Origin of the sequence: Synechococcus sp. PCC 7502, assembly GCF_000317085.1 — a bacterium.
Classification (GTDB): domain Bacteria; phylum Cyanobacteriota; class Cyanobacteriia; order Pseudanabaenales; family Pseudanabaenaceae; genus PCC-7502.
Window position 1 is genome coordinate 796,439 of the sequence record NC_019702.1, and the last position, 24,493, is coordinate 820,931.

General features: G+C 40.4%; 29 protein-coding genes and 1 pseudogene. 12 read left to right on the top strand and 18 right to left on the bottom strand.

Features of this window, described 5'->3' with window-relative positions; all coding sequences use genetic code 11:
- Positions 1-48 precede the first annotated feature (48 nt).
- Positions 49-1,197 carry a homocysteine biosynthesis protein gene (locus SYN7502_RS03930; RefSeq protein ID WP_015167589.1) on the bottom strand — a complete coding sequence of 383 codons (1,149 nt, stop codon included), beginning with the start codon at positions 1,195-1,197 and terminating at the stop codon, positions 49-51.
- Between the two features lie 125 nt (positions 1,198-1,322).
- On the opposite strand from SYN7502_RS03930, the gene SYN7502_RS20065 reads away from it, so the two are divergent.
- From SYN7502_RS20065 to SYN7502_RS20070, 3 genes are all read left to right on the top strand, one after another.
- Positions 1,323-1,481, top strand: coding sequence for a hypothetical protein (locus SYN7502_RS20065; protein ID WP_015167590.1), 159 nt, complete (start codon positions 1,323-1,325; stop codon positions 1,479-1,481).
- A gap of 214 nt (positions 1,482-1,695) precedes the next feature.
- Positions 1,696-2,025: an MgPME-cyclase complex family protein gene (locus SYN7502_RS03935; RefSeq protein ID WP_015167591.1), complete on the top strand. Its 330-nt coding sequence runs from the start codon at positions 1,696-1,698 to the stop codon at positions 2,023-2,025.
- Positions 2,026-2,120: 95 nt separating this feature from the next.
- Positions 2,121-2,291 (top strand): hypothetical protein, encoded by a 171-nt coding sequence (locus tag SYN7502_RS20070; protein ID WP_168130306.1) that lies wholly within the window; start codon positions 2,121-2,123, stop codon positions 2,289-2,291.
- Between the two features lie 59 nt (positions 2,292-2,350).
- Here SYN7502_RS20070 and SYN7502_RS20075 read toward each other — a convergent pair whose 3' ends face one another.
- From SYN7502_RS20075 to SYN7502_RS03950, 3 genes are read right to left on the bottom strand one after another with little or no spacing between them, the layout of a single operon-like run.
- Positions 2,351-2,506 (bottom strand): hypothetical protein, encoded by a 156-nt coding sequence (locus tag SYN7502_RS20075; protein WP_015167592.1) that lies wholly within the window; start codon positions 2,504-2,506, stop codon positions 2,351-2,353.
- 39 nt (positions 2,507-2,545) lie between these two features.
- Positions 2,546-3,619, bottom strand: coding sequence for an extracellular solute-binding protein (locus SYN7502_RS03945; protein WP_015167593.1), 1,074 nt, complete (start codon positions 3,617-3,619; stop codon positions 2,546-2,548).
- Positions 3,620-3,621: 2 nt separating this feature from the next.
- On the bottom strand, positions 3,622-4,428 hold the full coding sequence (locus tag SYN7502_RS03950) for a TPM domain-containing protein (protein ID WP_015167594.1): 807 nt from the start codon (positions 4,426-4,428) through the stop codon (positions 3,622-3,624).
- Positions 4,429-4,609: 181 nt separating this feature from the next.
- On the opposite strand from SYN7502_RS03950, the gene SYN7502_RS03955 reads away from it, so the two are divergent.
- Entirely contained in the window at positions 4,610-5,440 is an 831-nt protein-coding gene (locus SYN7502_RS03955; protein WP_015167595.1) for a carbon-nitrogen hydrolase family protein, read from the top strand.
- Positions 5,441-5,454: 14 nt separating this feature from the next.
- On the opposite strand, the gene SYN7502_RS03960 is transcribed toward SYN7502_RS03955, so the two are convergent.
- Positions 5,455-6,306, bottom strand: coding sequence for a shikimate dehydrogenase (locus SYN7502_RS03960; protein ID WP_015167596.1), 852 nt, complete (start codon positions 6,304-6,306; stop codon positions 5,455-5,457).
- A 204-nt stretch (positions 6,307-6,510) separates the two neighbouring features.
- Here SYN7502_RS03960 and SYN7502_RS18085 point away from each other — a divergent pair, with 204 nt between their 5' ends.
- On the top strand, positions 6,511-7,227 hold the full coding sequence (locus SYN7502_RS18085) for a hypothetical protein (RefSeq protein WP_015167597.1): 717 nt from the start codon (positions 6,511-6,513) through the stop codon (positions 7,225-7,227).
- 103 nt (positions 7,228-7,330) lie between these two features.
- Here the strand turns inward: SYN7502_RS18085 and infC are convergent, their stop codons facing one another.
- A complete protein-coding gene (gene infC / locus SYN7502_RS03970) occupies positions 7,331-7,852 on the bottom strand; it encodes a translation initiation factor IF-3 (RefSeq protein WP_015167598.1) in 522 nt (173 codons plus the stop codon).
- Between the two features lie 298 nt (positions 7,853-8,150).
- Between infC and SYN7502_RS03975 the strand changes: the two are divergent.
- Positions 8,151-9,071, top strand: a pseudogene (locus tag SYN7502_RS03975) (ferredoxin--NADP reductase); the annotation flags it as partial.
- A gap of 79 nt (positions 9,072-9,150) precedes the next feature.
- Here the strand turns inward: SYN7502_RS03975 and SYN7502_RS03980 are convergent.
- Positions 9,151-9,924, bottom strand: a complete 774-nt coding sequence (locus tag SYN7502_RS03980) for an ABC transporter permease (RefSeq protein WP_015167600.1) — start codon at positions 9,922-9,924, stop codon at positions 9,151-9,153.
- Positions 9,925-10,008: 84 nt separating this feature from the next.
- Between SYN7502_RS03980 and SYN7502_RS03985 the strand changes: the two genes are divergently transcribed.
- Positions 10,009-11,139: an AI-2E family transporter gene (locus SYN7502_RS03985; RefSeq protein ID WP_015167601.1), complete on the top strand. Its 1,131-nt coding sequence runs from the start codon at positions 10,009-10,011 to the stop codon at positions 11,137-11,139.
- Positions 11,140-11,147: 8 nt separating this feature from the next.
- Here the strand turns inward: SYN7502_RS03985 and SYN7502_RS03990 are convergent, their stop codons facing one another.
- Positions 11,148-11,435 carry a DUF3593 domain-containing protein gene (locus tag SYN7502_RS03990; RefSeq protein ID WP_015167602.1) on the bottom strand — a complete coding sequence of 96 codons (288 nt, stop codon included), beginning with the start codon at positions 11,433-11,435 and terminating at the stop codon, positions 11,148-11,150.
- Positions 11,436-11,613: 178 nt separating this feature from the next.
- Here SYN7502_RS03990 and SYN7502_RS21295 point away from each other — a divergent pair, with 178 nt between their 5' ends.
- The 3 genes from SYN7502_RS21295 to SYN7502_RS04000 are packed head-to-tail and all read left to right on the top strand — an operon-like array spanning position 11,614 to position 13,015.
- On the top strand, positions 11,614-11,748 hold the full coding sequence (locus tag SYN7502_RS21295; RefSeq protein ID WP_465245762.1) for a DUF6888 family protein: 135 nt from the start codon (positions 11,614-11,616) through the stop codon (positions 11,746-11,748).
- On the top strand, positions 11,709-11,945 hold the full coding sequence (locus tag SYN7502_RS03995; protein WP_015167603.1) for a DUF6887 family protein: 237 nt from the start codon (positions 11,709-11,711) through the stop codon (positions 11,943-11,945). The genes SYN7502_RS21295 and SYN7502_RS03995 overlap by 40 nt, the downstream gene beginning before the upstream one ends.
- Before the next feature lie 23 nt (positions 11,946-11,968).
- The gene (locus SYN7502_RS04000) at positions 11,969-13,015 is read left to right on the top strand and encodes a DUF3326 domain-containing protein (protein WP_015167604.1); all 1,047 of its coding nucleotides are present in this window, start codon (positions 11,969-11,971) and stop codon (positions 13,013-13,015) included.
- On the opposite strand, the gene SYN7502_RS04005 is transcribed toward SYN7502_RS04000, so the two are convergent.
- On the bottom strand, positions 13,016-13,930 hold the full coding sequence (locus SYN7502_RS04005; RefSeq protein WP_015167605.1) for a class I SAM-dependent methyltransferase: 915 nt from the start codon (positions 13,928-13,930) through the stop codon (positions 13,016-13,018).
- Between the two features lie 368 nt (positions 13,931-14,298).
- Between SYN7502_RS04005 and SYN7502_RS04010 the strand changes: the two genes are divergently transcribed.
- Complete coding sequence (locus SYN7502_RS04010) at positions 14,299-15,888, top strand: glycoside hydrolase family 57 protein (RefSeq protein ID WP_015167606.1); 1,590 nt, start codon at positions 14,299-14,301, stop codon at positions 15,886-15,888.
- 101 nt (positions 15,889-15,989) lie between these two features.
- Positions 15,990-16,487, top strand: coding sequence for a DUF3172 domain-containing protein (locus SYN7502_RS04015; RefSeq protein ID WP_015167607.1), 498 nt, complete (start codon positions 15,990-15,992; stop codon positions 16,485-16,487).
- A 29-nt stretch (positions 16,488-16,516) separates the two neighbouring features.
- Here the strand turns inward: SYN7502_RS04015 and SYN7502_RS04020 are convergent, their stop codons facing one another.
- The 9 genes from SYN7502_RS04020 to SYN7502_RS04060 form a co-directional block, all read right to left on the bottom strand.
- Positions 16,517-16,864 carry a hypothetical protein gene (locus SYN7502_RS04020; RefSeq protein ID WP_015167608.1) on the bottom strand — a complete coding sequence of 116 codons (348 nt, stop codon included), beginning with the start codon at positions 16,862-16,864 and terminating at the stop codon, positions 16,517-16,519.
- Between the two features lie 295 nt (positions 16,865-17,159).
- Positions 17,160-17,420, bottom strand: a complete 261-nt coding sequence (psaK, locus tag SYN7502_RS04025) for a photosystem I reaction center subunit PsaK (protein WP_015167609.1) — start codon at positions 17,418-17,420, stop codon at positions 17,160-17,162.
- A gap of 153 nt (positions 17,421-17,573) precedes the next feature.
- Positions 17,574-18,038: a DUF29 domain-containing protein gene (locus SYN7502_RS04030; protein WP_015167610.1), complete on the bottom strand. Its 465-nt coding sequence runs from the start codon at positions 18,036-18,038 to the stop codon at positions 17,574-17,576.
- Between the two features lie 60 nt (positions 18,039-18,098).
- Positions 18,099-18,446 carry a hypothetical protein gene (locus tag SYN7502_RS04035; RefSeq protein ID WP_015167611.1) on the bottom strand — a complete coding sequence of 116 codons (348 nt, stop codon included), beginning with the start codon at positions 18,444-18,446 and terminating at the stop codon, positions 18,099-18,101.
- Between the two features lie 84 nt (positions 18,447-18,530).
- Positions 18,531-21,179 carry a hypothetical protein gene (locus SYN7502_RS04040; RefSeq protein WP_015167612.1) on the bottom strand — a complete coding sequence of 883 codons (2,649 nt, stop codon included), beginning with the start codon at positions 21,177-21,179 and terminating at the stop codon, positions 18,531-18,533.
- Positions 21,180-21,256: 77 nt separating this feature from the next.
- Entirely contained in the window at positions 21,257-21,745 is a 489-nt protein-coding gene (locus tag SYN7502_RS04045; protein ID WP_015167613.1) for a hypothetical protein, read from the bottom strand.
- Positions 21,746-21,874: 129 nt separating this feature from the next.
- The gene (locus tag SYN7502_RS04050; protein WP_015167614.1) at positions 21,875-22,423 is read right to left on the bottom strand and encodes a hypothetical protein; all 549 of its coding nucleotides are present in this window, start codon (positions 22,421-22,423) and stop codon (positions 21,875-21,877) included.
- A gap of 74 nt (positions 22,424-22,497) precedes the next feature.
- Positions 22,498-23,148, bottom strand: coding sequence for a hypothetical protein (locus tag SYN7502_RS04055; protein ID WP_015167615.1), 651 nt, complete (start codon positions 23,146-23,148; stop codon positions 22,498-22,500).
- 671 nt (positions 23,149-23,819) lie between these two features.
- On the bottom strand, positions 23,820-24,434 hold the full coding sequence (locus tag SYN7502_RS04060; protein WP_015167616.1) for a TetR/AcrR family transcriptional regulator: 615 nt from the start codon (positions 24,432-24,434) through the stop codon (positions 23,820-23,822).
- Positions 24,435-24,493: the final 59 nt, after the last annotated feature.

The following is a 24,493-nucleotide window of genomic DNA, read 5'->3' on the forward strand; positions in this document are numbered from 1 at the left end:
AATTTTCCTGAGGATCAAAATTATCTTAGCCCAGTCCAAGGTAGTAATTTAATCCTGAGAGACAAATCCGCGATCGCTATCCAAAAATGCCACAGGTTCAGTTAAGGTAAATTCTCCTGCTAAAATCCATGATTTCAAAGCTTCAGCTACTTGTTCCGAGCGATAAATACTGGCAACTGGCGCAGTTCTTACATTTATGCCATCAATTCTAATTGTTCCAGACTTCAATGCCGCATAGCTTACAGTCCCAAAGGAGGGTTTAACTCGGCGGGCGATTGCAAAATCAAACACCGAAGTCACAATCTCCGAGTCTGGAACCGCAGCTTTAGCCACAACTTCTTCATCAATCACTGGTAAAGGAATCCCCACACCTAGCATCAGCGATGAGCCATAATTACGAAAATAGCAACCCCTTACCCATTCAGGCTGCATTTGCTTAGCATCACCGATTAGAGCTAAAGTTGCAGCAGGAGCTACAGGTGTACGATTCGGTAGGCGTTTTTGTAAAGGAAAATGTTGAGTTCCTTCCCATGCCACATAGCCAATACCACCGCCCATAAAAATTTTGGTACCAATACCAATTAGGCGTAAATCTGGATCATTCCATAATGGCGCGATCGCTCCCGGATTAGCATAGACAGCATTACCTAAACGGGGATTTAATGCCCCCAGATAAGTATAAAGAATCTGATCTCCACTGTTTACACCCACAATAAAATTTTGATATAAGTTACGCGGATTAAATAGGTAAAACTGATTAATACTATCTTTAGTAATTGTTGTCTCAAAACTGGCACGAGGATAACAGTCATTAGGCTTACCAAGTACCTTAAGATTTACAGATTTACCAGCAATCAAGTCGGCAATAATATGACCACCTCCACGATTGACCGTCATCTCACTATCAGGTTCTTGACTTGCTCCTAAATATAAATCTACGGCTCCTAAGCCTCCATAAACTGATACCCCATCTAGCCAGCAGCTACGAATTTTAATCGGTGGATCGGTCTGTCCCAAGTTAATAACTGCTCCAGAAGATTCCATCGGCTCAAAGGTACCTGTGGTAATTACATCGACTTGGGTAGTAGCCTGTTTAACCCCAACTTCCAGCACTAGTTGCTTTAGTTCTGTAACAGTAAGTACCTTAGCTGTAAGGTTTTGAATCTTGGCATTAATTTCGGCAACGGTTTGAGCCATAGAAATAACTCTTTACATTTTTGTTTACACTTTTTTAACAAAGTTTCTGTATCAAAAGCTACTATTAGTGTTATATTAAATTAGTAGCAATACACACAGAAACTTATAACTTAAAAGAGCTTAATATGAACGACACTCAAAAACAAAGAAAGGTTGAAGCCTCCTTAAACCACAAGGCTAACATTGCTGCTTCTCTAAAACACCGCTTGGAAGTAGCCAAGAATAATAAAGACAAAAATCTTATTAGCCTATTAGAGCAAGAAATGAACCAAGTTGGTATCTAGGTAGTCTATACCGAAGTAGTTAGTAACTTAGTTACGAAGAGCCGCCAACCTAGGGCGGTTTTTTCATGTCAATGTTGATCTTAAACTGTTGATCTGAAATAGCTGCTAAAGCCAGTTGAAATTGTAACCTAAATACTTTGATCCATACTTGCTAAAGCACAGCCTATAATTAGTCCAGAGAATTATCAAGAAATTATCCAGATCATTAAGAGCCATGCCCCAAACCTATTACTTCATTGCTGCTAGTCGTAAATTTTTGGTTGAGCAAGAACCATTAAGTGAATTCCTGAAAGAAAGGGCTAAAAATTATAGCGATCGCCGCAAAGAAATTGACTTTTGGTTTATTGAAAATCCTGCCTTTCTCGAAGCTCCAGAATTAGCTGCAATTAGAAATATTTGTCCATCCCCCTCTGCCGCAGTTATCTCTACTGACCCCCAAGTGATCCGTTGGCTCAAGCTAAGATTAGAATTTGTCGCTGTGGGTGAATTCATAGCTCCAAGTACATCCATACCCGATCCCTTAGCTGTATTAAGCTTTAGTTAACCTTATAAATTATAAATTTTGATCACTAGCCAATACTAGGTAGGGAATATCAGGAATGATAAAATTAGGCTAAACAAGTAATAACCCTCAAATCCATGACTATAGAAGAACTAGACATACGACTGTATAGAATTACTGCCCTGACAGAGGCAAATACCGCAAATATTGCAAAACTTGAGGTGGAATCAAAAAAGTGGGATGAAAGATTCTTTCAACTGATCCGAGATACGCTAAATTTCTCCCGCAATATTCCCGCAATATTATAGTCACGGCGGCTGTGGTTACTGTAGTAACACCTTTGCTTAAAGAGTCGGTAACTTTTGCTCTACAACTGATTAGGGAAGCACGATAACAGAATTCCAATCGGAGCAGGAATCATCTCCCCACGACTATCTAGAATTTGTACCAAAACCAAGTAGCCCACTCCCAACAAAATGGCAATAGCCCCCGTAAACACTGCTAACCATTGCGATCGCTGCATAATTACCTCAAATTTATCTCTGAAATATATTGAATTTATCTAGGCTTGGCGCAGATTTTCCCATAGCTGTTTATATTCTTGATTACTAGTTTCTGACAAAGGCAAAATCAATTCACTTTTAGCTAAAATCTGATCAGGTGGAAACTTAAGTATATTACTCGTAACACTTTTCGGGAGTTTTCCTAGATCAGGATTAGTGGCAGTGGCATCGGTTAGGGCAGTAATTTGATTGGCGATCGCTGGTGTTAAACATAAATCCAACCAATCTTGACCAAAAATTTGATTTTCTGGACGGTTAACTCGCTGGGGGAATACCCAAAGATCACTCCAGAGAGCAGTTCCCTCCGCAGGAATTACCACCTTAATATCAGAATTTTGTTCTGCGGTATTAACTATGTCCTGAGACCAGCCCACTGCTAACCAGCTATCACCAATTAAGAGAGGTTGCAAATAGCTATCAGAGGTATAGGTTAAGACCTGTTGATTTAATGCCTGTAATGCTGGTGTTAATGGAGCGATCGCCTTAATATTGGCAGTATTGTAGGAATATCCTAGCTTTTTTAAGGTTAAGCCAATTACTTCACGAGGATCATTAGGTAGGGTGATTTTTCCTTTTAGCTCCGTCCGCCATAGATCAGCCCAGCCATTAATCGGTATATCCAGCTTATCTGAACGATAGGCGATCGCCGTTAGTCCCCAACGATAGGGAATACCCCACACTTTACCATTACGCGTAACTGCTTGCTTCCATAGAGGCGATAGGTTTTGCCATTGGGGAATTGAAGTTATAGTAAGAGGAGAAATTAGGTGCTGGGCGATCGCTAAATCTAGCCAAGCATCACCCAAACTGGCAACATCAGGCACTTTAACTGGTTCTACCGTATCTTTCAGGAATTTCCAAATGGCATCGGGAGTAGGTTCAGTTTTCAGTTCCGTCGGCTTATTAAACTGGGTTTCAAAGGCTTTAACTATCCGACTGGGAATTGCCCCTGCTAATCCTAATATTCTTAATCGCTTTGGATCGGCAAATAGGTCACAGCCGCTTAATCCTCCCCCTAGAGTGATCGCTGCCCCACCAATTAATACATCTCTTCTCCGCATAACTCTAGTCATAATTAAGGAGCTTTAGGAGGAGTTGAACGCCTTGTAATCGGGATTAAATAAGCAATAATTGCTCCACCGATAAAACCTGCAACATTACGAGTAATTGGCAACCAATCTGCGGTGCGACTAATCACTGGGGCGATACCAAATGCTACAAATAGCATTCCCCACAGAGGTGTAAGAATTAATGCCCAACGCAGAGCAAAGGTTTCCCCTTCCCGTCGAGGTTGACCTGCAAAGCCAAAAATTAAGCCGCCTAAAATCGAAGTTAATAAAGTTAAAACCCATTGCTCCTGAGGTAGTCCCGGTACAACATTACAGCCATCCTGTGCCAAGCAAGTGGTAATTGCCGCTAAAGATGCCAGAATTGCCTGATCCTGCCCCTGTTCTCTAACAAAAAACTGATTGCCATAGCGTGACTGCAACTCAATCCAAAATCCCCTAGGCAGAAGGCTGTACACCTCATCACCCACATTGAAATTGAGAAGATTGCGATCGCGGGAATCTGCGACTAACAAAACACTGCGCTCATTCAAATCCCAAAAATCTTTTACTGCCCGTCCCGGAGTCAGATCAACTTGGGTAAGTACTCGCAATTTCCAACCCGTCTTGGCTTCAAATTCGGTAATGTCCTTATTTAACTTAGTCTCTTGAAAATCACTTAAAAACTTACCTAAGTCAATCACATTGGTCATTTGTTGAGGCAATAGTTCGGGTGCATCAATAGCATAGGAAGAATTAGGACTACTAAGGGTGATGATTAGCACTGCTAAACAGGCGATCGCCAAAGCCAGATAACGATGGAGGAAATTGAACATAAACAGCTTTATTAAATTAAGGATGAATTAATAGTGAAATAGCAGAAATAGATAGTTTTAATAAATCTTTACTTAATTGTAGGCTCAAACCTATCCCTATGGGACACTTCTACCAGATTAAAGTCCCAATCTTGCGGTAAATTGTGAACAGTCCATTACATAAATCATAATTTCAACCCTAATGAAGGCATATCTAGCAGCAGCCATACAAATGACCAGTCTTCCCGACTTACACAAAAATCTGGCACAAGCCGAAGAATTAATCCAACTTGCCGTCAATCGTGGGGCTGATCTGGTGTGTTTACCAGAAAACTTTTCTTTTTTAGGGGACGAAGAGGCTAAAACCCAACAGTCACAAGAAATTGCTGAGCAAAGCATGAAGTTTTTGCAAACCATGGGAAAACGCTATCAAATTACGTTACTCGGCGGCGGTTTTCCCGTACCTCAAAATACCAATAATCCCAAATCTGGCAAACTTTTTAATACGGCGGTCTTAATTGGTAAAGACGGACAGGAACTGGCTAGGTACCATAAAATGCACCTATTTGATGTAAATCTACCCGATGGTAATACCTACCAAGAATCAGAGACGATCGAGGCGGGTTCCATTGCGCCACCAATTTATTACTCTGAAGAATTAGGGAATTTAGGCTTATCGGTTTGTTACGATGTCAGATTCCCTGAACTCTATCGCTACCTCTCCCTTCATGGTGCCAATGTTTTATTTGTCCCCGCCGCATTTACTGCCTATACAGGTAAAGATCACTGGCAAGTTTTGTTACAGGCACGGGCGATCGAAAATACTTGCTATGTAATTGCTCCCGCTCAGGTGGGTCGTCATAATCCCCGCCGCCAGTCCCACGGTCATGCCATGATAGTTGATCCTTGGGGGGTAATTTTAGCGGATGCTGGAGATCAGCCCGGGGTAGCGATCGCCCCCATAGAACCATCTCGATTAGAACAAGTCCGCAGGCAAATGCCTTCTCTCCAACATCGGGTATTTAAAAACTAGGAAATGCCAGATTCCTATAACCCTAACGCCTCTGCCATAACTGCAATCGGGGCTGGTTTTTCTATCCAAAACTCCAAAGCGATCGCTCCTTGATGCAGTAACATTTTTAAGCCATCTATGGTAACTAAACCCTGAGCCTCAGACATTTGCAAAAACTTAGTCGGACGGGGTGTATAAATTAAATCGTAGGCGATCGCCCCTTGGGGAATTAAACCTAACTGAGATGCAGTCAAAGGTGAACCTAAATCATGCCCCATTCCAATAGGCGTACTATTAACCACTAATCCTGCTGAAGGTAATAAATGCTCAAGATCATGCCAAGTATGTACCCGTAAATCATCTACCTGAAGTTGCTCCGTCATAGCTCGCCTAAATTCCCGTAGTTTAAGTTGATCCCGTCCAATTACATGCACCACAGGACAACCCAGTTTCAAGCAGCCTGCCACCACCGCCTTTGCTGCCCCGCCATTCCCTAAAATCACCACGGGTATACTTTGCCAATCTCGATCAAGGATTTGTAAAGGCACTAAAAAACCATGCACATCGGTATTAGTCCCAATCCAGCCCCGTTCAGTGCGTTTAACCGTATTCACAGCCCCCACTGCCCTAGCTACTTCCGTAATTTCATCTAGTAACGGGATAATTTCTTGCTTATGGGGAATTGTCAAATTAAAGCCAAGGACAGAAGTGATCGCACCTAAACCCTTAAATGCTATTGCCAAGTTCTCAATCTTTACTGGCAACGGTATGTATACATAGTCCAAACCTATGGCTGCGATCGCCGCATTATGCATTACTGGAGATAAACTATGACTCACTGGATCACCAATGATGCCTAAAATTTTAGTAGTTCCTACAACTGTCATTTTTTAGCTATTCAATTTAACTTTTCTGCTTTCTAATATTGTTTTAGCAGCAATAAACATTAATAAGACAGTAAATAACCCGATCCAAAGTTAAAAACCTTCAAAGAAATTTCATAAAATCAAATTTTTTACTAAATAAATGCTATGTAAATATATCTACGATAGAATAAGCCCTAAGTATGTTTAACATAAAGGAGTGGTGTGATGCGTAATCTTTATCTAGCAACGATTTTTCTGTCCACAGTTTGGCTGGGGGCTTGTACAACTGACAGTGGAGTTACTATTAAATGTACCATTAAGGGAGAAACCAAAGAATTTGTAACATCTCCCGGCAGAGAGGACTGCGATAAAATTAGAGCGAGCGGTCAAACTGATACCCCCGGACCTGTTACGACAACGACTGCACCTGCCAAAACAGAGCCAGACAAAAAAGAACCTCCCATCTTTGCTAATCCTGTAGTCTCGAAAACACCCATTAGTTTTGTGGAACCTACCAACAAAAAACAAAGACAAGATGAACTAGTATCCAAAGTTACAGGTATAGAGCGAGACCCATTTATTACTATTCCTGGTAGTGAACCAGCCCCCGCAGTCTCTGTCCCCCGCCCTGTTATCCGTTCCACCAATCGTCCTCAAATATCGATAAAACCAGTGGAGCCGCCCTCTACAGCTGAAGCCAGTGCTGTTCTTGTCAGTGGAATTTTAGATATTGCTGATGGTAAGTATGCGATCGTCAATGCTCCCGGTGAGCCAACATCTCGCCCCATCTCTCTAGGGCAAACCTTTGCAGGAGGTAAGGTATTATTCAAACGGGTTGAAGATATCTCAGGAACTACCTTTGTAATTCTTGAGCAAAATGGGGTCGAAGTTTCAAGACCAGTAGGTAAGCAAACTGTCGCTGAAGCCCCAAAACCAAAATAAATCTGCAATTCTGGTTTTATTCAACCAACTTGAAGAGCAACTCTAAAATCAAGTGGGGAGAGCTTTCTACCCCATAGTTTTTTTGACTTACTTTCTTTTTATCTTATTTTTTAGGAGCCATTAACATGGTGATATTACGTCCTTCTCGCTTAGGAGCCTGTTGAATTTCAGCGATCGGTCCTAGGTCAACTGCCATACGGTTCAATAGTTCTTCAGCAAGATCAGCATGTTGGATTTCTCGCCCCTTAAACATTACGGTTGCTTTAACCTTATCTCCTTCTTTTAAAAATCTTTCGGCATGATTAATTCTCACTTGATAGTCATGCTCTTCAATTTTGTAGCGCATCTTAACTTCTTTGACATCAACTGTATGCTGCTTTTTACGAGCCTCACGGGCTTTCTTTTCCTGCTCAAACTTAAACTTGCCATAGTCCATAATCCGACAGACAGGGGGATCGGCTTTATCACTTACCAACACTAAATCCAGCTCTTTTTCCTCAGCTAGTTTAGATGCTTCACGCGGGGTCATAATTCCTAGTTGCCCGCCATCGGCATCGATGACACGGACTTTTGGGAAGCGAATACGTTCGTTGATTGTGGGTAGATCTCTGGTCGGTTTTTTCATGCAGTAATTTTTAGGTGGTAGTTTAGTTTAAGTTGTTGAATGAATTAAGTTAGCTAAATTGATAATTAATTGTAGCACTTGACATAAGTCGATGTTTACAGTATTGAGGTTTTTAACTTAATCTTAACAGGTGTTTTAGTTAACCTGCCTAAAGAAGTCTATAAATAAATCTGCTAAATGTATCGTTTGACTATAAGAACGTAATATAAACATAAAAAACAAGTTTTGCGAATTGATCAGACGTTAATATATTCTGTACAAAATCAAGAACTCAGCAATTAATACAATTAATATTTGTTCAAGTAATCCCATGACTCAAACTGAAAAAGAAAAAACTGAAAAGAAGGATATTCCCGTAAATATCTATCGACCTGCTAGTCCATTCGTGGGTAAGTGCATTTCCAATGAACCATTACTCCGTGAAGGGGCAATCGGTATCACGCAGCACGTTAAATTTGATATCTCTGGTAGTGAACTTCGCTATCTAGAAGGGCAAAGTATTGGTATTGTTCCTCCCGGCACTGATAAAAACGGTAAACCTCACAAACTCCGCCTTTATTCTATTGCTTCTACTCGCCTTGGTGATGACCTTGATAGTAAGACTGTATCTTTGAGCGTAAGAAAGCTCGAATACAAAAATGAAGCTGGGGAAACAGTTGAAGGGGTCTGCTCTAGCTTTATTACAGGGTTAAAACCGGGTGATGAGGTTAAAATCACTGGTCCTGTGGGTAAAGAAATGCTATTACCTGATGATCCTAATGCCAATATCATTATGATTGCTACTGGAACAGGAATTGCACCTTTTAGAGCCTTTTTATGGCGGATGTTTAAGGAAAATCATCCTGAATATAAGTTCAAAGGTTTGGCTTGGTTGTTTTTTGGAGTAACTACGGAAAGTGCAATTTTGTACAAGTCCGATCTTGATTGGCTATCCTATAAAAATAAACTCAATTTCCGATGTGACTATGCCCTCAGTCGGGAACAAAAAACTGCTGATGGCAAAAAAATGTATGTACAAAATCGGATGGCAGAGTACGCTGATGAGCTATGGACATTAATTCAAAAGCCTAATACTCATACCTATATTTGTGGGTTGAAGGGTATGGAAGATGGTATTGATGAGTTTATGATTGCCACTGCCGCTAAGAGTGGAGTTGACTGGAAAACCTATGAAAAGGAAATGAAAAAAGCTGGTCGTTGGCATGTGGAAACTTACTAATTCTAATCTTTGATTAAAAATAAAAAAAGCTATGGGGAGGGTTAATCTTCCCCTTTTTAATATTTATCAACCAGATCAACTAGAACTGCTTTTTCCCAAATACTAAAATGGCGATCGCCAAAACTAAAAGGGCATAACTCAAGATATAAATTCCATTGCTAAAGAGATCGGTTAAAGGGGGCAGAACTCCATAGACAGCTTCGTTTTTAAGATTGGCACGGGACAGATCGGGCAGAACCAAATAAATGATCCGAGTCACCGTTTGTAGGCTTTCATTTTTAGAAATTTCCCCCAAAGCTAATAAATCTCGACTAAAGTTGCCCATTAGATAGGTAGCAAAGGTCAGAAAAGCTGCTAGTAAAGAACTACTAAATGTACCAAATAGGATGGCGATCGCTCCTAGTAACATTAACTGCCCAAATATATAGAAATTGGCAACTAAAATTGAGTAAATGGGTAAGGAAATCTTGGCTAAACTTAGTACTACCACATAAATTACTGTCATTATCCCAACGATCAGAGCTAAAACTGAGGTAATACCTAAATGCTTACCCAAAATAAACTCGGCACGACTCATGGGTTTAGCAATCAACACAAAGATGGTGCGCTTATCAATCTCTTTATTCACCAACGTCGTACCCACAAATACTGCTACAATCAGCCCGACTATTTCAATTGCGGCAATGCCAACATCAATAATTATCTTTTTTTCGCCGCTAGCGGAAAGCTGGGGCAGGAGATTAACAGCAGCTACTAAGATTAAAGTAAATAATAAAGTTAGGTATAGTACCTGTTCGCGCAAGGTTTCACGAAAAACATTGAAAGCAATGACGCTAATTCGACCTAAATTCATAATTCCGTGCAATTTGTAGTTTACTTAAGATAGATTTTAAGCATTTAGTTGCACCAATTTTTTAAATCCTTACAGGGTATTTTTATGATCACGGAGATAGAGCCAATAAACCCACTAAATCCGCAGGTAACCACGATCGCATCTAATAACGAGAATCCAGAGCCTAATCAGCCAACTAATCTCAAAAATAAGTTAATTAATAGATTACTGATCGGCATAACTTTTCCTTTAATTATTATTAATGGTTGGTTGGGGCTAGAGTTTTTTCGATTTTTTCAGCCTATTTTCAGCATTCTCATTGCCGCCTCGATTTTGGCATTTTTATTAAATTATGCAGTGGGCTTGGTAACTTCTACCCTAGGCATGAAGAGAGGTAGTGCTGTTTTATTGGTGTTTTTATTGGCAGTTTCGGTGTTGGCTGCGGTGGCAGTGGTGCTAGTCCCGATCGCCTTAACCCAGCTTAATGAATTAGTAAAAGGTTTACCGAGTTTAATTGAGTCGGGTAATCAGCAGTTAAATAGCTTGCAACTGTGGTATCAAGAGCAGAATATTGATGTGAATATCCGTGGCATTGCCATTCAGCTTACTGATCGCCTGTCGGGACAGTTACAGTCACTGACGGGAAAAGTCTTGGGATTTGCCCTAGATACCGCAGGGAGTGTTGTTAATCTGTTATTGATTTTAGTAATGACCTATTACCTGTTATCCTATGGCGATCGGATTTGGGCGGGTATTTTTAGTTGGTTTCCCAATAGCTGGGGTGGACAGGTACAAAAATCCTTACGGCAAAACTTTAAAAATTATTACATTGGACAAGCTACATTAGCATCCCTTAGTGGCAGTTCTGTGACTCTGGCATTTCTAGCGATGAATGTGCCTTTTAGTATTTTATTTGGCTTGGCGATCGGAATTATGGGTTTAATTCCCTTTGGTGGTGCCTTAACTGTAAGTATTATTTCGTTTGTATTGGCACTGCAAAATTTTTGGCTAGGGGTAAAGGTTTTAGCGACGGTAATTATAATTGACCAAATTATTGCTAATGTGATTGCCCCCAGAATTTTAGGAGATTTGACGGGTTTAAACCCTGTATGGATTTTAATTTCTCTGTTTGTGGGCTTGCAAATTGGTGGCTCTTTAGGTTTAGTAATTGCTGTACCGTTGGCGAGTGCGATTAAAAGTACAGTCGATAGCCTTAGAAGTCTTCCAAGTAATTAAATTTATAATTAACTTTTTTTAACTTGATCTAGGCTGGATTTAAGTCCAATCACCAACAAAATATTAGTAATAGTCAAGAAAGACTCAGCCCCACCATGCAGCCAATCCACATTAGCTAAAGAAGTGCCATAGACAGTTTGAGCGTAAATCCCCGCAGGAATGGTAATTGCTACAAATACGAGGGTACCGTAAAAACCCCAGAGTGATAGTTTTGGTAATCTTTTCGATCTGGTAATGAAAAACAAAAATAGCAAATAGGGAAAAAGGGATAAACCGAACAGAGATTCTTTTGTCATTAGGCTTTTCATTCAATATAGAGTTTACAATCATACGGAATTAATCCGCTTTGTAGCAATCTCTTAAAATATAGGGAGTATAGCGAGTTGCAAATATGGAGGAGCAAATAAAATCATACCTACAGCAGAACAAAAAACTCGATGTTATGTTTTATGTTGCTGGTTTACTTAGTTTTACTTGCCCGTAAACATAGTTCGCATGGATGAGCGTACAGGAAATATATTCTTCCTTGCTGGTGAGGAGAATATTATAGAGAGATATCCCAACGATAATTGGAGGTACATTGGACGAATAAGCCCAATTTTCAAGTAATGAGTCGAAAAGAGTTGCATAGTTATGTTCTCGATCACCGAGAAGATCAAGAGGCATTTTATATATATGTAGATAAACTTCACGCAGAAGCCAACTGGGTTGAGATGCCAGCAGTAGAATCTTTGGAGGATTTGGAAAAATACCCAGAATTTACTAGACATTTTCAGCGCGGTTCTGGGGTAAAAAATAACGCCTAAACATAATTTTTGAATATAGCTTAATGACTCGATCGCTCACAGTATTATTAATTATTCCCACTGGGATTAAAGCGGCAATTGGTGGCTATGCTGGAGATGCTTTACCTGTGGCAAGGGCGATCGCTGCGGTGGCAGATACTGTGATTACCCACCCTAATGTCTTAAATGGGGCAAGTTTATTTTATCCCATGCCCAATGTTTTGTATGTGGAGGGCTATGGGTTAGATCAAGTCGCTTTGGGAAATTGGGGGCTACAGCCAGTGCATTCCAACCGAATTGGGGTAATTTTAGACCGAGGTATAGAACCAGAATTAGAATTACGACATCGACAGGCGATCGCTGCGGCTCAAGCAACTTTGGGATTAACTATTACTGATACTGTAATTACCGATCAAAATTTGGGAGTAGAACTACAAATTGGTAAATCGGGCGCAACCTGGGGAACCATTGCTCATCCTGATAGTTTGCTTCGGGCTGCTGATTATTTAGTAAATGTTTGTAAAGTGCAGGCGATCGCCGTAATCACGAGATTTCCTGATGATACTGATAGCCTAGCATTACAAAATTATCGCCAAGGACGGGGAGTAGATGCCCTAGCAGGTGCTGAGGCGGTAATTAGTCATTTACTTGTACGGGAGTTTGCCATTCCCACTGCCCATGCTCCAGCCTTATCTCCATTACCCCTTGATCCTAGTGTTTCAGCTCGGGCGGCGGCGGAAGAACTAGGCTATACGTTTTTACCCTGTGTTCTGGTGGGGTTAAGCAAAGCACCTCAGTTTATTACTACTAAGGGAAATACTGATTTAGTTATAAATTTAACAAAAGCGATCGCCCGAAATCATATTGATGTCATTATTACCCCAGAAAGTGCCTGCGGGGGAACAGCAATTTTAGCTTTGCAAAAACTTAATCATATTCACTACATTTTTGTACGAGAAAACACTACAGCGTTGCAGGTGTATCCCCAAATGTTGGGCTTAACGGGAACTACTGTGAATGGATATTTAGAAGCGATCGGGGTTTTAGCCGCAATTAAAGCTGGTGTTAATCCACAGGCACTGAGATGTTGATTATATTTTGTGGGCAACATGAAAAGCAGATACGAAGGAGAGATGGAGGCGATCGCCTCGATGATGATGTAATATTTTTCGTAACTGAGCAAAGAGGTTAATTCTGGTCTCGGTAGTTAGGGCAATGTATGGAGATAGAGTACTTAATAGCAAAAGATAGTCATCGAGGCTATAAACAACTTCGTAAATGGAGGAGTCATAGCTCAGATGGTTAAAATAGCCAGAATCAATAATAATTTGACTAAATTTTAGAAAATCGGCTTGATGATTTATTCTACTTTCATATCGCGCATAGACAGGGATAGAGGGTGCTAAAGCCTGATAAGTGTTATTAACTAACTGATAGGTTTCTTCGTCTACCTGTGGTGGAGTATTCCATAATAGGATAAGACTGCCTTTGGGTTTTAATGCTGCTGCTGATTTTGCATAGGCGATCGCAGGATCAATCCAATGCCATGATGTGGCGGCGAGGACAGCATCGAAGTAATTAGATTTCAGTTCCCATTCCTCAAAAGCCAAATTTTGGATTTCCACAAGCGGATAATTCGCACAGTTCTGTTTTGCCAATTCTGCGGCTTCATTATTTGGCTCCAGACTCAATAACGAAAACCCCAGCTTCGCAAAGTCGACAGTGGCGATCGCTGGACCACAGCCTAGTTCCAAAATTTGAGCATGGGGTGGCAGTTGGGCAAGTTCAATTGTGCGGTCAATAATTTCTGATGGATAGCGAGGTCTCACCCGATTATAGGCATCGGCAACTGAACCATGCCAAGTCTTTCTTTCATCTAAATTTTTTCCAGCATATTCCTTAGCTACCTCTGTCCAACTTTTTTGATCACCACTCTGATCACCATGAATTGTAGTAGTATCGGTCATTTTAGCTTTCGGACTGGATAAATTTTGCAAATCAGTCATAAAATTGACTTTAGCTAGTAATGCTAGTTTACTACTTCTTAATCGCAGCTATTTACAACCCCATTTAAGTAAACAATAAGCATTGCGATCAAAATCCTAGGCTTAAAGTGTATTTTGGAGCTTTTAATACCAGAGAACAAAGTCCAGTAATAGAGGCTGATAAAATTTGCGATCGCCTTGACTAAGTATTAACACTGACGAGTCTTTGCTCAAATATAGCTTCAAATATAAATTTTGAAGACATAGGCTTAACATCCGTTAATTAAGTTCATGGACGTAACCTTAATATTTTAGAATTGCTTCAATATAAATAGTAAATAAGCTTTGGGTGCAGCAAATTTTATGCGCCTTCATGGAAAAAATAATATATGACTATTGGATACCTTGCCCTAGTTCTACACGCTCACCTTCCCTTTGTACGGCATCCAGAAAGTGACTATGTTTTAGAAGAAGAGTGGCTATACGAGGCAATTACTGAAACCTATATCCCTTTATTAAAAGTTTTTGAAGGCTTAAAGCAGGATGGTATCGACTTTAAAATTACCATGAGCATGACTCCGCCCCTGATTTCTATGCTCAGCGATCCTTTATTACAAGAACGCTACGATCTACATTTAGCCAAGTTGCAAAAGCTAGTTCAAACTGAGTATGAAGTTAATAATCATGGGCATTTGCGTTATCTAGCTGATTACTATGTCCAAGAATTTGCCGAAGTGCGATCGCTCTGGGAAAAATATAAGGGTAACTTAGTTATTGCCTTTAAACAATTTGTCGATAGCAATAATCTGGAAATCATTACCTGTGGGGCGACTCACGGCTATTTACCCCTGATGCAAATGTATCCACAAGCAGTGTGGGCACAGTTAAAAGTGGCAGTCGATCATTATGAAGCGGCGTTTGGCAGACCTCCCAATGGGATTTGGCTCCCTGAATGTGCTTACTTTGATGGCTTAGAGCGTATGATTGCCGATGTGGGCTTACGCTACTTTCTCACCGATGGACATGGCATTTTATATGGAAAACCCCGCCCCCGTTATGGTACCTATGCCCCCATTTTTACGGAAACTGGTGTAGCAGTATTTGGACGAGATCACGAATCCTCGCAACAGGTATGGTCATCGGAGGTAGGTTATCCGGGCGATCCAGTATATCGAGAATTTTATAAAGACCTTGGTTGGGAAGCAGACTACGAATATATTAAACCCTATATCATGCCCAATGGACAGCGCAAAAATACGGGGGTTAAGTATCATAAAATTACTGGTCGTGGTATGGATTTGAGTGCAAAGCAACTGTATGATCCTTACTGGGCAAGGGAAAAAGCTGCCGATCATGCCAGCAATTTTGCTTTTAACCGTGAGCGTCAGGTGGAATATTTACACAAAGTCATGGGACGCAACCCGATTGTAGTTTCTCCCTATGATGCTGAACTATTTGGGCATTGGTGGTACGAAGGCCCTTGGTTTATTGACTATCTAATCCGTAAGTCTCACTTTGATCAAAGCACCTTTAGTATGACCCACCTTGCAGACTATTTACGCCAAAATCCAAATCAACAAGTAGCTCGACCTGCCCAGTCTAGTTGGGGTTATAAGGGCTTCCACGAATATTGGCTGAATGAAACTAATGCCTGGGTTTATCCCCATTTGCATAAAGCGGCTGAACGCATGATTTCCTTATCCCATCGGGAGCCTGTCGATGAATTGGAATTAAAGGCACTAAATCAAGCAGCGCGAGAACTTTTGTTGGCACAGTCTTCGGATTGGGCATTTATTATGCGAACTGGGACTATGGTTCCCTATGCTGTCCGCCGTACCCGATCGCATTTATCCAGATTTAATCAACTATTTGACGATATTAACGCTGGCACCATAGATAGTGGCTGGTTAGAAAAGGTGGAATTTATGGATAATATTTTCCCTGAAATTGACTATAGGGTTTATCGCCCCTTGGTATAGCTTATGCCATTGCTAGTGCCTAGGGTAAAGATAAAATGTTAGGGTATAGTCAAATCTAGTCAAATAGATAAGTAGTCAAACAGTAAGAGTAAATTGATTCTATGGCTCGTCGTCGCAGTTCATCCCCTAATTCTCCTAATTCCTTCACATCCTCTGGTATGAGTTCAGGGGTAAAGTTAGCGATCGCTGCCGCTATTTTTGCCTTAGGACTTGGCTTAGGAGTGGCACTATCTACCCTTAACCCTACGCCCCAAACCATTGATGCCATTAGTTTAGATGTAAATGCTCCCAGTCGGGATTTTTGTAATAACTATGGAGCTTCGGCAATGGTGATGACAAGCCACGTCTATGTTACCTTGAATCCCTTTAATGTTTATGTCAGCCAAGCAAAAGCTGTACCTGGCTGTGTGGTTTTACCTAACAACTGGAACTTACTTTTACAAAGAAATGCCATTAGCGATCAAGATATACGCGACTGTAAAGATCGGATGAATACCTTTGGCTATACCGGTGATTTAGAAAAAAGTCCCCGTGTGGAGTGTGTGTATGAGAGCAAAGATGCTAAAAAACAGCTAACGGGGAATAATATTGCTCAGTAATATTAACTATGGTTGAGAAATTGGTAGAGTTAGCGCAGAAAATTATTAACCAGTCTTCTTTGCAGCTTGCCAGAGTCAGAACCATTCCCAGTTACTAAAAATAAAACAACTCCCTTGTCACTGATACATCTAATGGCAGCTCTGTAGTCATCATTAACGCCAAAGGTGGAAACATCGGGAGAAGTGCCTACGGTTTCAACACTATCATTAAATCCTGCATCTCTAATGGCAGAGTCAGCCCGATCAAGGCATTGTCTATGACTAATTCGTACTTCTCTCCATGTCCAAGACATCCCCGGAGCATCGGCTGCGGCTTTAGGAGTTGTCATTGTCATCATCACTGCGGCTAAGGGAATCAAACCGAAAAGCTTTTTCATATTCTGACTAAGGTTAATTAAATTAAACTGGGTAATTTTTCCTAAAATTTTACTCTATGTGATCGGGATTTTAAACGATCTAAATCACCCACAGTCAGTGCTTTTCACTCTTTGTCCATCTTCGGAAGTAAAAATATAGGAATTACGCAAATACAAACCAAAACCTTGATATTAAGTGGGGCGCAGCCCTCAAACTCCCTTAAATATATAGATTCTAAAAAAGAAAAAATAAAGACTAAAAAAAGGGAAGTTTATAAAAGCTCCCCTTAGTTTGATGTAACTATTAAAGAATTGATTATAGTAATCCAGCTTGCCCTAAACCCAGAATCAGCCCTATTCCCAAAATATGTCCAAAGCTAGTTACAGCCAATAACTCAGCCACGCCAAAACCCTGAAATAATCCGGGTAATTGTATAGGTAAGCTGGGACCAACGCCTTTAACTTGGATGGCTTTGCTACCGATCGCCAGTACAAAAAGATTAGCGGTAATCATAATCAGGGCAACACTAAAAGACCAAGTAGGGGTAGCAGGAACTGCTGCAAGTAAATTAAGCATAGTGTTATGTAAATATTAAAAATTTTATGAAAATATCCTATGCCGATTTGTCATGCTTTCCTAAAAATGGGTATGCACTCTCAACTTAAATTAATTAATCTTTGTATTTCTCAAAAATATTGATTGCTTAAATTTTTAATATTGCTGAAGCTCCTAATCTTCAGGCAAATAATCTTCATCAAGAGTCTGTTCTGGTGTAAATGGAGTATTTATAGGAAAAGTTGCGATCGCAATACCAGTTTCCACACTGGCAAGTTTCCTAGCACCTTTATAGCAATCAGCAAATTCTTGTAAAAAATATCTTTTCAGACTTGGACTAGTTTTGAAAGCCTCATCTAAGCGGCGGCGATGTTCCAGTAAAGTATAACGCCAACTGTTAGATCGCTTTTCAGACTGATATTTATACTTTAATAGGTGCATCAAAATAATTTCTAAGTTGCTTTTAACTGCTTGTCTTTCACTTCTCCCCATGCTTTCAACTTCTTCGATTAAACTGTCTATGTCGATCGCCCCTAAATTTCCTTCTCTCAATAATTGTGCGGTTTGCTCTAGCCACAGAGAGAAATCTTGTTCATAGAGTGTATTTTGGGAAGTTGCCCTGAGAGACAAAGTATCCATAGGTTATTCCTATCAAGTTCTAAATAAACTATATCTGGAGTATTAATCAGCAAATTTATCCTACTTTTTAGGATTAGCTCCATCCACCAAAATCGGATTAGTTACCCCTAACTGCTGACGTTGCTGCTTGCGAAATTGTAAACTTGCCTCATCAAGAGTCTCTTTCTGTCCCACAGTAACCTCTTTAGCCGACTTCCCCTCAAGCAAACTAGCACTTTGAATTAGCTGCAACAGGTTTAAACCACTACCACTATTACCAATCGCAAAGTTAGATTGAGCAGGCTGCTGAAATTCCTGTAAGCTCTGTTGAGAAGCAAGGGGTGGTGGAGTTTGGGCGATCGCTATATTACTAAAGCCAGAAATTCCCACAACCGTAAGGGCAGAAACAAAAAACTTGGGGTATTTCATATTAATCTCCTTCTAATTTTCTTCCAATCTCCTTAATTGTCGCTAATATCAGGTAACAAACCTAGTCCAATGAAAGTTGTTTGACTATATTTGAAAGCGGACATTTCCCTTAATTCTTACTTCAATGTTACCATCGCTAGAACCTAATTGGGTTTCAATAGATACAGGAGTAGCAGGAACTTGATAACGCAAACTCACCCCATAATTAGAAGCGGTTTCACGGGTATCAATACCTTGATTAATATCAGTAAAGTTTTTATAAAATGCCCCAACTGTAAAGTTAGGAGTAAGTTGTTGAGTTCCCTCAAATGACCAAAAGGTATTTTGATCAAATTCCACACTAGAGCGAAATCTTAGTCCATTCCCTATATCTATACTGCCTTGAACAAAACTTATGGTTCTATAACTTGTCTTTTGATCTGCCACCGTTACCCCAGGGGTAATAGAAAAGCTAAAGCCCGGAATCTGGCGAGAAAACGTGCAAGATAGACTATAGGTGGATGAATTATTAGAATTTGGAGAACTATTCCATGCCAGTCTGAGCAAAGGTGAAATCGTCATAACCGATAGTGGATTATTTTTATCATCTCGTTCCACCATAGTTGAGTTAAATGTCAGAAAAGCATTGGCATAGACCCCAACGGACGGTTCTGAAGTCCCCAAGGTATTATTTTCCACGTTTCCTGCATTATTTGGTGCAGTATTGAACCACAAACCTGACGTAACGCCATAATTTAGACCTTCATTAGAACCATTCCAACCCAACTCGACACTAGGTAAAGATACATAACCAGAATAAACAAAAAATTTACTAGTCTGGCGATCGCGGCGGGTAAGTTCAATGCGATCAAAAGCTAACTCTGCTCGTTTAATACCTATGGGAATTGCCACAAGTCCGGGATCACTAGAGTTAATATTCTGGACAAACTGCCTACCATCAGGAGCAGTCAGAACCACCTGAGAGGCAAAGGCTTCATTGGCAGGAATACCCGTCACGTTGCGGGGAATGTTACTACCAATAAAGGTTAAAGGACCAAAATTTTCAAAGGAGACACGGGCAACGGAAACAGTCGTATCACCTTTAATTACTTCACCGATTTCACTGCCCACAAACTGCACAGCCCGCCGATATAAACCTGTCCTCACTTGAAACACATCAGAACTTGTGGGGGCAATATTACTAGCAAAGGTGAGGGTGCCAGATACTTGTTCTAGGCTACTGCCTAGGGTGCTATAAAACAGGCTGCTATTCAAGCGTTGGTTAATTTGCTGTCTTTGTTCAGATGTAGCGACAGTAACTAGGGGTGTAAACTTAGCCTTTTCATCTCGTAATTGCTTTGCCTGATCCACCTGTCCTTGAAGATTTTGCGGATCAGCGAATAAAAAAGTCCCACCGAGCAGCATCCCAATCGTGCTGTTTAGTGACTGTTGGTAGTTAAATTTGCCCGTATCGTTGGAATAGCTAACGGAAACTCCCAGATTGATAAAGCGATTATTGTAGGTGGCTCTAATTTCCTTTGGATCATAGCTAATTAGGGTTTGATTGACAGGTCGGCTAAGATAAATGCGCTGCCACGAATTTGTTGTTTGAGTTTGAGTAGTACTAACTAACGGCTGGCGAATGCCCAAATCTGACCAAAAAAGGGAATTTAGGTAATAGAACTCTCTATCACTCCTGCTTAAAAAGGGATTAGTTAAAATTTGCAGTAAATCCTGATTATCAAATCTATTAAGCTGCAAAATTTTGAGTCCGGGCGATGAAGTTGTCCCCCCCAAGGTGTTATTTGGATTATTGGGACTATTAAATGAGAGTCCAAGGGGTAAAAGATTTGCCTCTGGAATCACCGATCCCACAGCTATGGGAATTGCGCCATTGCCAAATAGACTTTGCAAATTATTAGTTGGAAAGCCTTGGAGAACTTGAGGGGTATTATTCGGCTCCAAATTACCAAAGTTGGAACCACCACCTTGGCTATTATTAGTTGAGCCAACACCAGCACTGATAACCGTAACATTGGGGCTGTTCAGATTAATTCCCGTATTCAAAACAATGGGGGGGGCGGGAATCCCGGGCGGGTTAAATACCTCTGCAGAAGTGGATTGAATGGTAAATGTAGATGGATTTATATCTTTGGTAATTTCCGCAAAATTTTCGGGCAGAGTTGTAACTACCTGCCTACCTGACAGCGCCCTAGTAAATGTCACAGTTTGGCTAACGGTAATATCTGTACCCGAACCCTGTTGCAAAACCCCGCCTTGAAAGCCTTGGGTCTCAAAAATCACACGGTTGTCGGGCAGTACCCAATAAAACTGTTCGCTGCGAGGGAAATATCCGTATGTTAGCTTTTCAATGGTGGGATTCTTTTTAGCAAAACGAATATCCGATTCAGAGTAGTTATTGGCATCAGAGGGATTAAAGGTGCTGGGACTAAATGTTAATCTATCGCTAGGATTTGCCAAAAACGGATAACGAACCGCAGTAGTAGTGATAGCAAAACGAATAATCTCATCAATTTGATTGCTATCAAACTTTATTTGGGGTGTTTCTGGAGTGGGATTAAGAAGGTTATTTTGCTGTTGGATTTGATCGGGAATTTTACCAGGGTCAAGGGGAATAGTTTGAGTAATCGACTGTGCTTGTAATTTACTGGGCAGAGTGAAAATAGCGCAGCAAGACAAGATTAAGTAAAAAAGTCCTCTAACCCTGACGGATTTTACCTGCAATTCGGTCATGGTTCATCAGATTTTAGGGGCAAGATTAATTTGGTAATTCGATTAAAGCTAGTTAATAAACTAAACTAATATTTTGATTAATCTAAACCGTTAATCCCAGCCCCTGCTTTGATGACGGCAGCAACCGAGTCAATATTATTTTTAATACTTGCACTACCATTTGCTGCATTTAAAAGAGTTTCAGCCGCCGCCCGATTAAAAGTGGAATTAGGGGATACAACCGTGAGAGTACCGGGGTTTATGGTTAGAGTTTGAACCACATTACCCACACCTGCGGTAGTACCATAAGTAGGACTAACAGTAACACTACCGCTAAAAAAGTAACCTTGGGGTAAAACAGTTTCGCCAGACACCGAGCTAGTATAACCTCCACTACTGATGGTTTGGATAACACCGTTGGTGATGGTTGTGGTTATAGTGGGATTGATAGTCAAGGTTGAGGAACCTGAAGCACTAGCAACTTGGGCAGAGACAGAATCATAACTAAATAACGTAGAACCAGCCGCAAGCCCCAGTAATATCATGATTTTTAACTTGCGTTTGGTGTAAATAAATTGGTTTAGCATAGTTAAAGATTGTTAATTATTAAAATTAAAGGCTAAAGTTTTCTCAAAAAAATAGGAGATACGACTTAACCATACCTCCATGTACTTTTACCACCTAATTTCTTAAGTAAATATAGAACTTAAGAATAATTAGTCTAAGCCGTTAACACCAGCACCAGCTTTGATGATCGCAGAGATGAAGTCGATGTTTGCAGAAGCATAGGTTGTACCAGCAGCAGTCCCGTTACCAGTAGTTCTACCATTATCAACCAGAAAAGTAGTACCCTGAGCAATTGCAGCAGCAGCATCGGTTAAGACTCTAGCAGCGGCTTGATTGAAGGATGCAGGGAAAGTAGTTGGAGCAACAGCACCACTGGAAGCAACTTGCAAGGACTCAGCAGCAACTGAGAAACCTTGTAAGGAGAATTGAGGAAGAACGATCACATCGGGGGTAGCCAAAGAAGCCTTGGCACCAAATGGGTTTGCCGCTGTAGGGTTAGTAGAACCAGTCAAGACAGAACCAGCTGTACCGAATTGAAATCCAGAAGCAAGAACAGACTCGCCACTTGTGGTGGAAGTAAAACCAGCAGGGGAAATAAAGGTGGCAGAGCCAGAAATAGAACCGGGGGTACCAGCAAAGGCAGGTGCGGCAAAGGCACTAGCGATTACGGTGACAAGACCTAAAGTTGATAGACGCATTAGAGAATCTCCAAAAAATGTAATTAAGTTAGTTGAATTAAGGCATCATCACTCAATGGATGAAAAAGCGGAAATTAGTCTAAGCCGTTTACACCAGCGCCAGCTTTGATGATGGCAGAAATGAAGTCGATGTTGCCAGAAGCATATACTGTACCTGTAACAGAACCACCAACTACTACGTTTCCACTACTATCAAGACGAACAGTTCTACCATTAGCAGCCAAGATAGCAAGATCACCAGCAGAACCATCTCCAGCAGTTGCTCGAGCAGCATTAGCCAAAACAATAGCAGCAGCTTGATTAAAGGATGCAGGAGTAACTGTTGCAGTAGGAGCGACACTAGAACCTATTGATAATGATTCAGCAGCGATCGAGAATCCTTGTAAGCTGAATTGAGGTAACACGTTCACTGCAGAACCATCGGTAGCAGGAAGAGTAGCACCAGCATCAGGATTGGTTAAAGATGCCTTAGTACTAAATGTGGGAGTAGCCCCACCAGCAACAGCAATAGAATTAGTGACTGTACCAGAACCATACAATGTGGCTCCTAGGGTATTATAAATCAGTCCAGAAGGAAGAACTGATTCACCACTTACGGTAGAGGTAAACCCAGCAGGGGAAATAAAGGTGGTAGAACCAGAAATGGAAGCAGGTGTTCCAGCAAAGGCAGGAGCAGCAAAGACACTTGCGATTAGGGTAATTAAGCCTAGATTTGATAGACGCATTAGAGAATCTCCAAAAAATTTTGTAGTTAGTAGTTTTGGCTACGAAATCATACTATCTGAACAAATGCAACTTGTCTATTGCTAAATGAACAAAATATAGTAGTTTTTTTAAGAATTTTTAAGAGATTGTGATCTAAAACACAACTAATTCTTAATTTATTTAATTGCCAATAGCATTAGTTAGTTCTTAGTATTTTTTAGACTCAATTTTAGAAATTCAGCCGTATTTGAATGTTTTTAATGATTAAAGTAAATTAAATCCATAGATCGTCTTGTATTTTGACAGAGTAAAAACTCATATCTATTTAATATTTAATTAACCTTTTAGAAAATAATAATATTTAGTTAATAATTGAGTTTGGAGCTACAAATTTATATCACAAATTAGACTTAATTCAATATTCAATCTGGGCTGGGTATGTGTTTGGCAGGGCAATCGTACAAGTTTCTTAACAAACCAGTCAACATTTTTTAATAAAGAAGAAATGCTAAAGACTAAACGGGAGAATTGCATATTCACAGTTGCTGGTCTTCCTACCTTGAATGCTTTTGGCAAAATTGGCGCTTGTTTCCCATTCTTGATCTGTTAAGTCAGTATCGTAAGGTGGGCGCATTTTTTTATTGGTAATATTCTCTCAATGCTAAGTAGAAATACTTTCTTAAATAGATTCTTAAGGCTTTGCCAAAACCCCATTGAGGAAAATATCTGAGACCCCCTCAGCCATAGCTTTTAGCTCCATTGCTGAATCACTAGCAGTCAAGGTTTCATTACTAAACCCTGCTACTGCAAACATCCCCACAAAAACTTTAGCAATAACTTTAGGACTTAAAGACTTTCTATATATACCTTTAGCGATCGCCTCTTCAAAATACACCTCAGCAATATCCGTCATTTTATCCACCACTTCTAACTGAATCTGATCCCGTAGTTCGGGGTGAAATTGTACCTCCATAAAGCAAACTTTCATCATGTCAAGGTTCTCTGCCATATTTAGCATGCGCCGTTGCATCATTTGAGCGATCGCTTTATAACTCCCCATTTCACTAAGTTCGGTCAACAGATCAGTCAACAAATTAATCCAGCCCTGGGTAGCAACTTCAATAAGGATTGCTTTTTTATTGGCAAAATGTCGAAAGATTGTACCTTCAGCTACCCCAGAGGCGATCGCTAAGTCTTTAGTTGTAGTACCATCAAAACCTCTACGGGCAAACAATTTTTGAGCGGATTGTAAAATTTTGGTCTTCGCATCTAGTTCAACTTGGACTGGAGGATTAAAAAGTTTCATGAGATAGTTAAAGTAATAGGCGAAGTAAACAAATTCTTACCTACTTATTTAAATTTTGT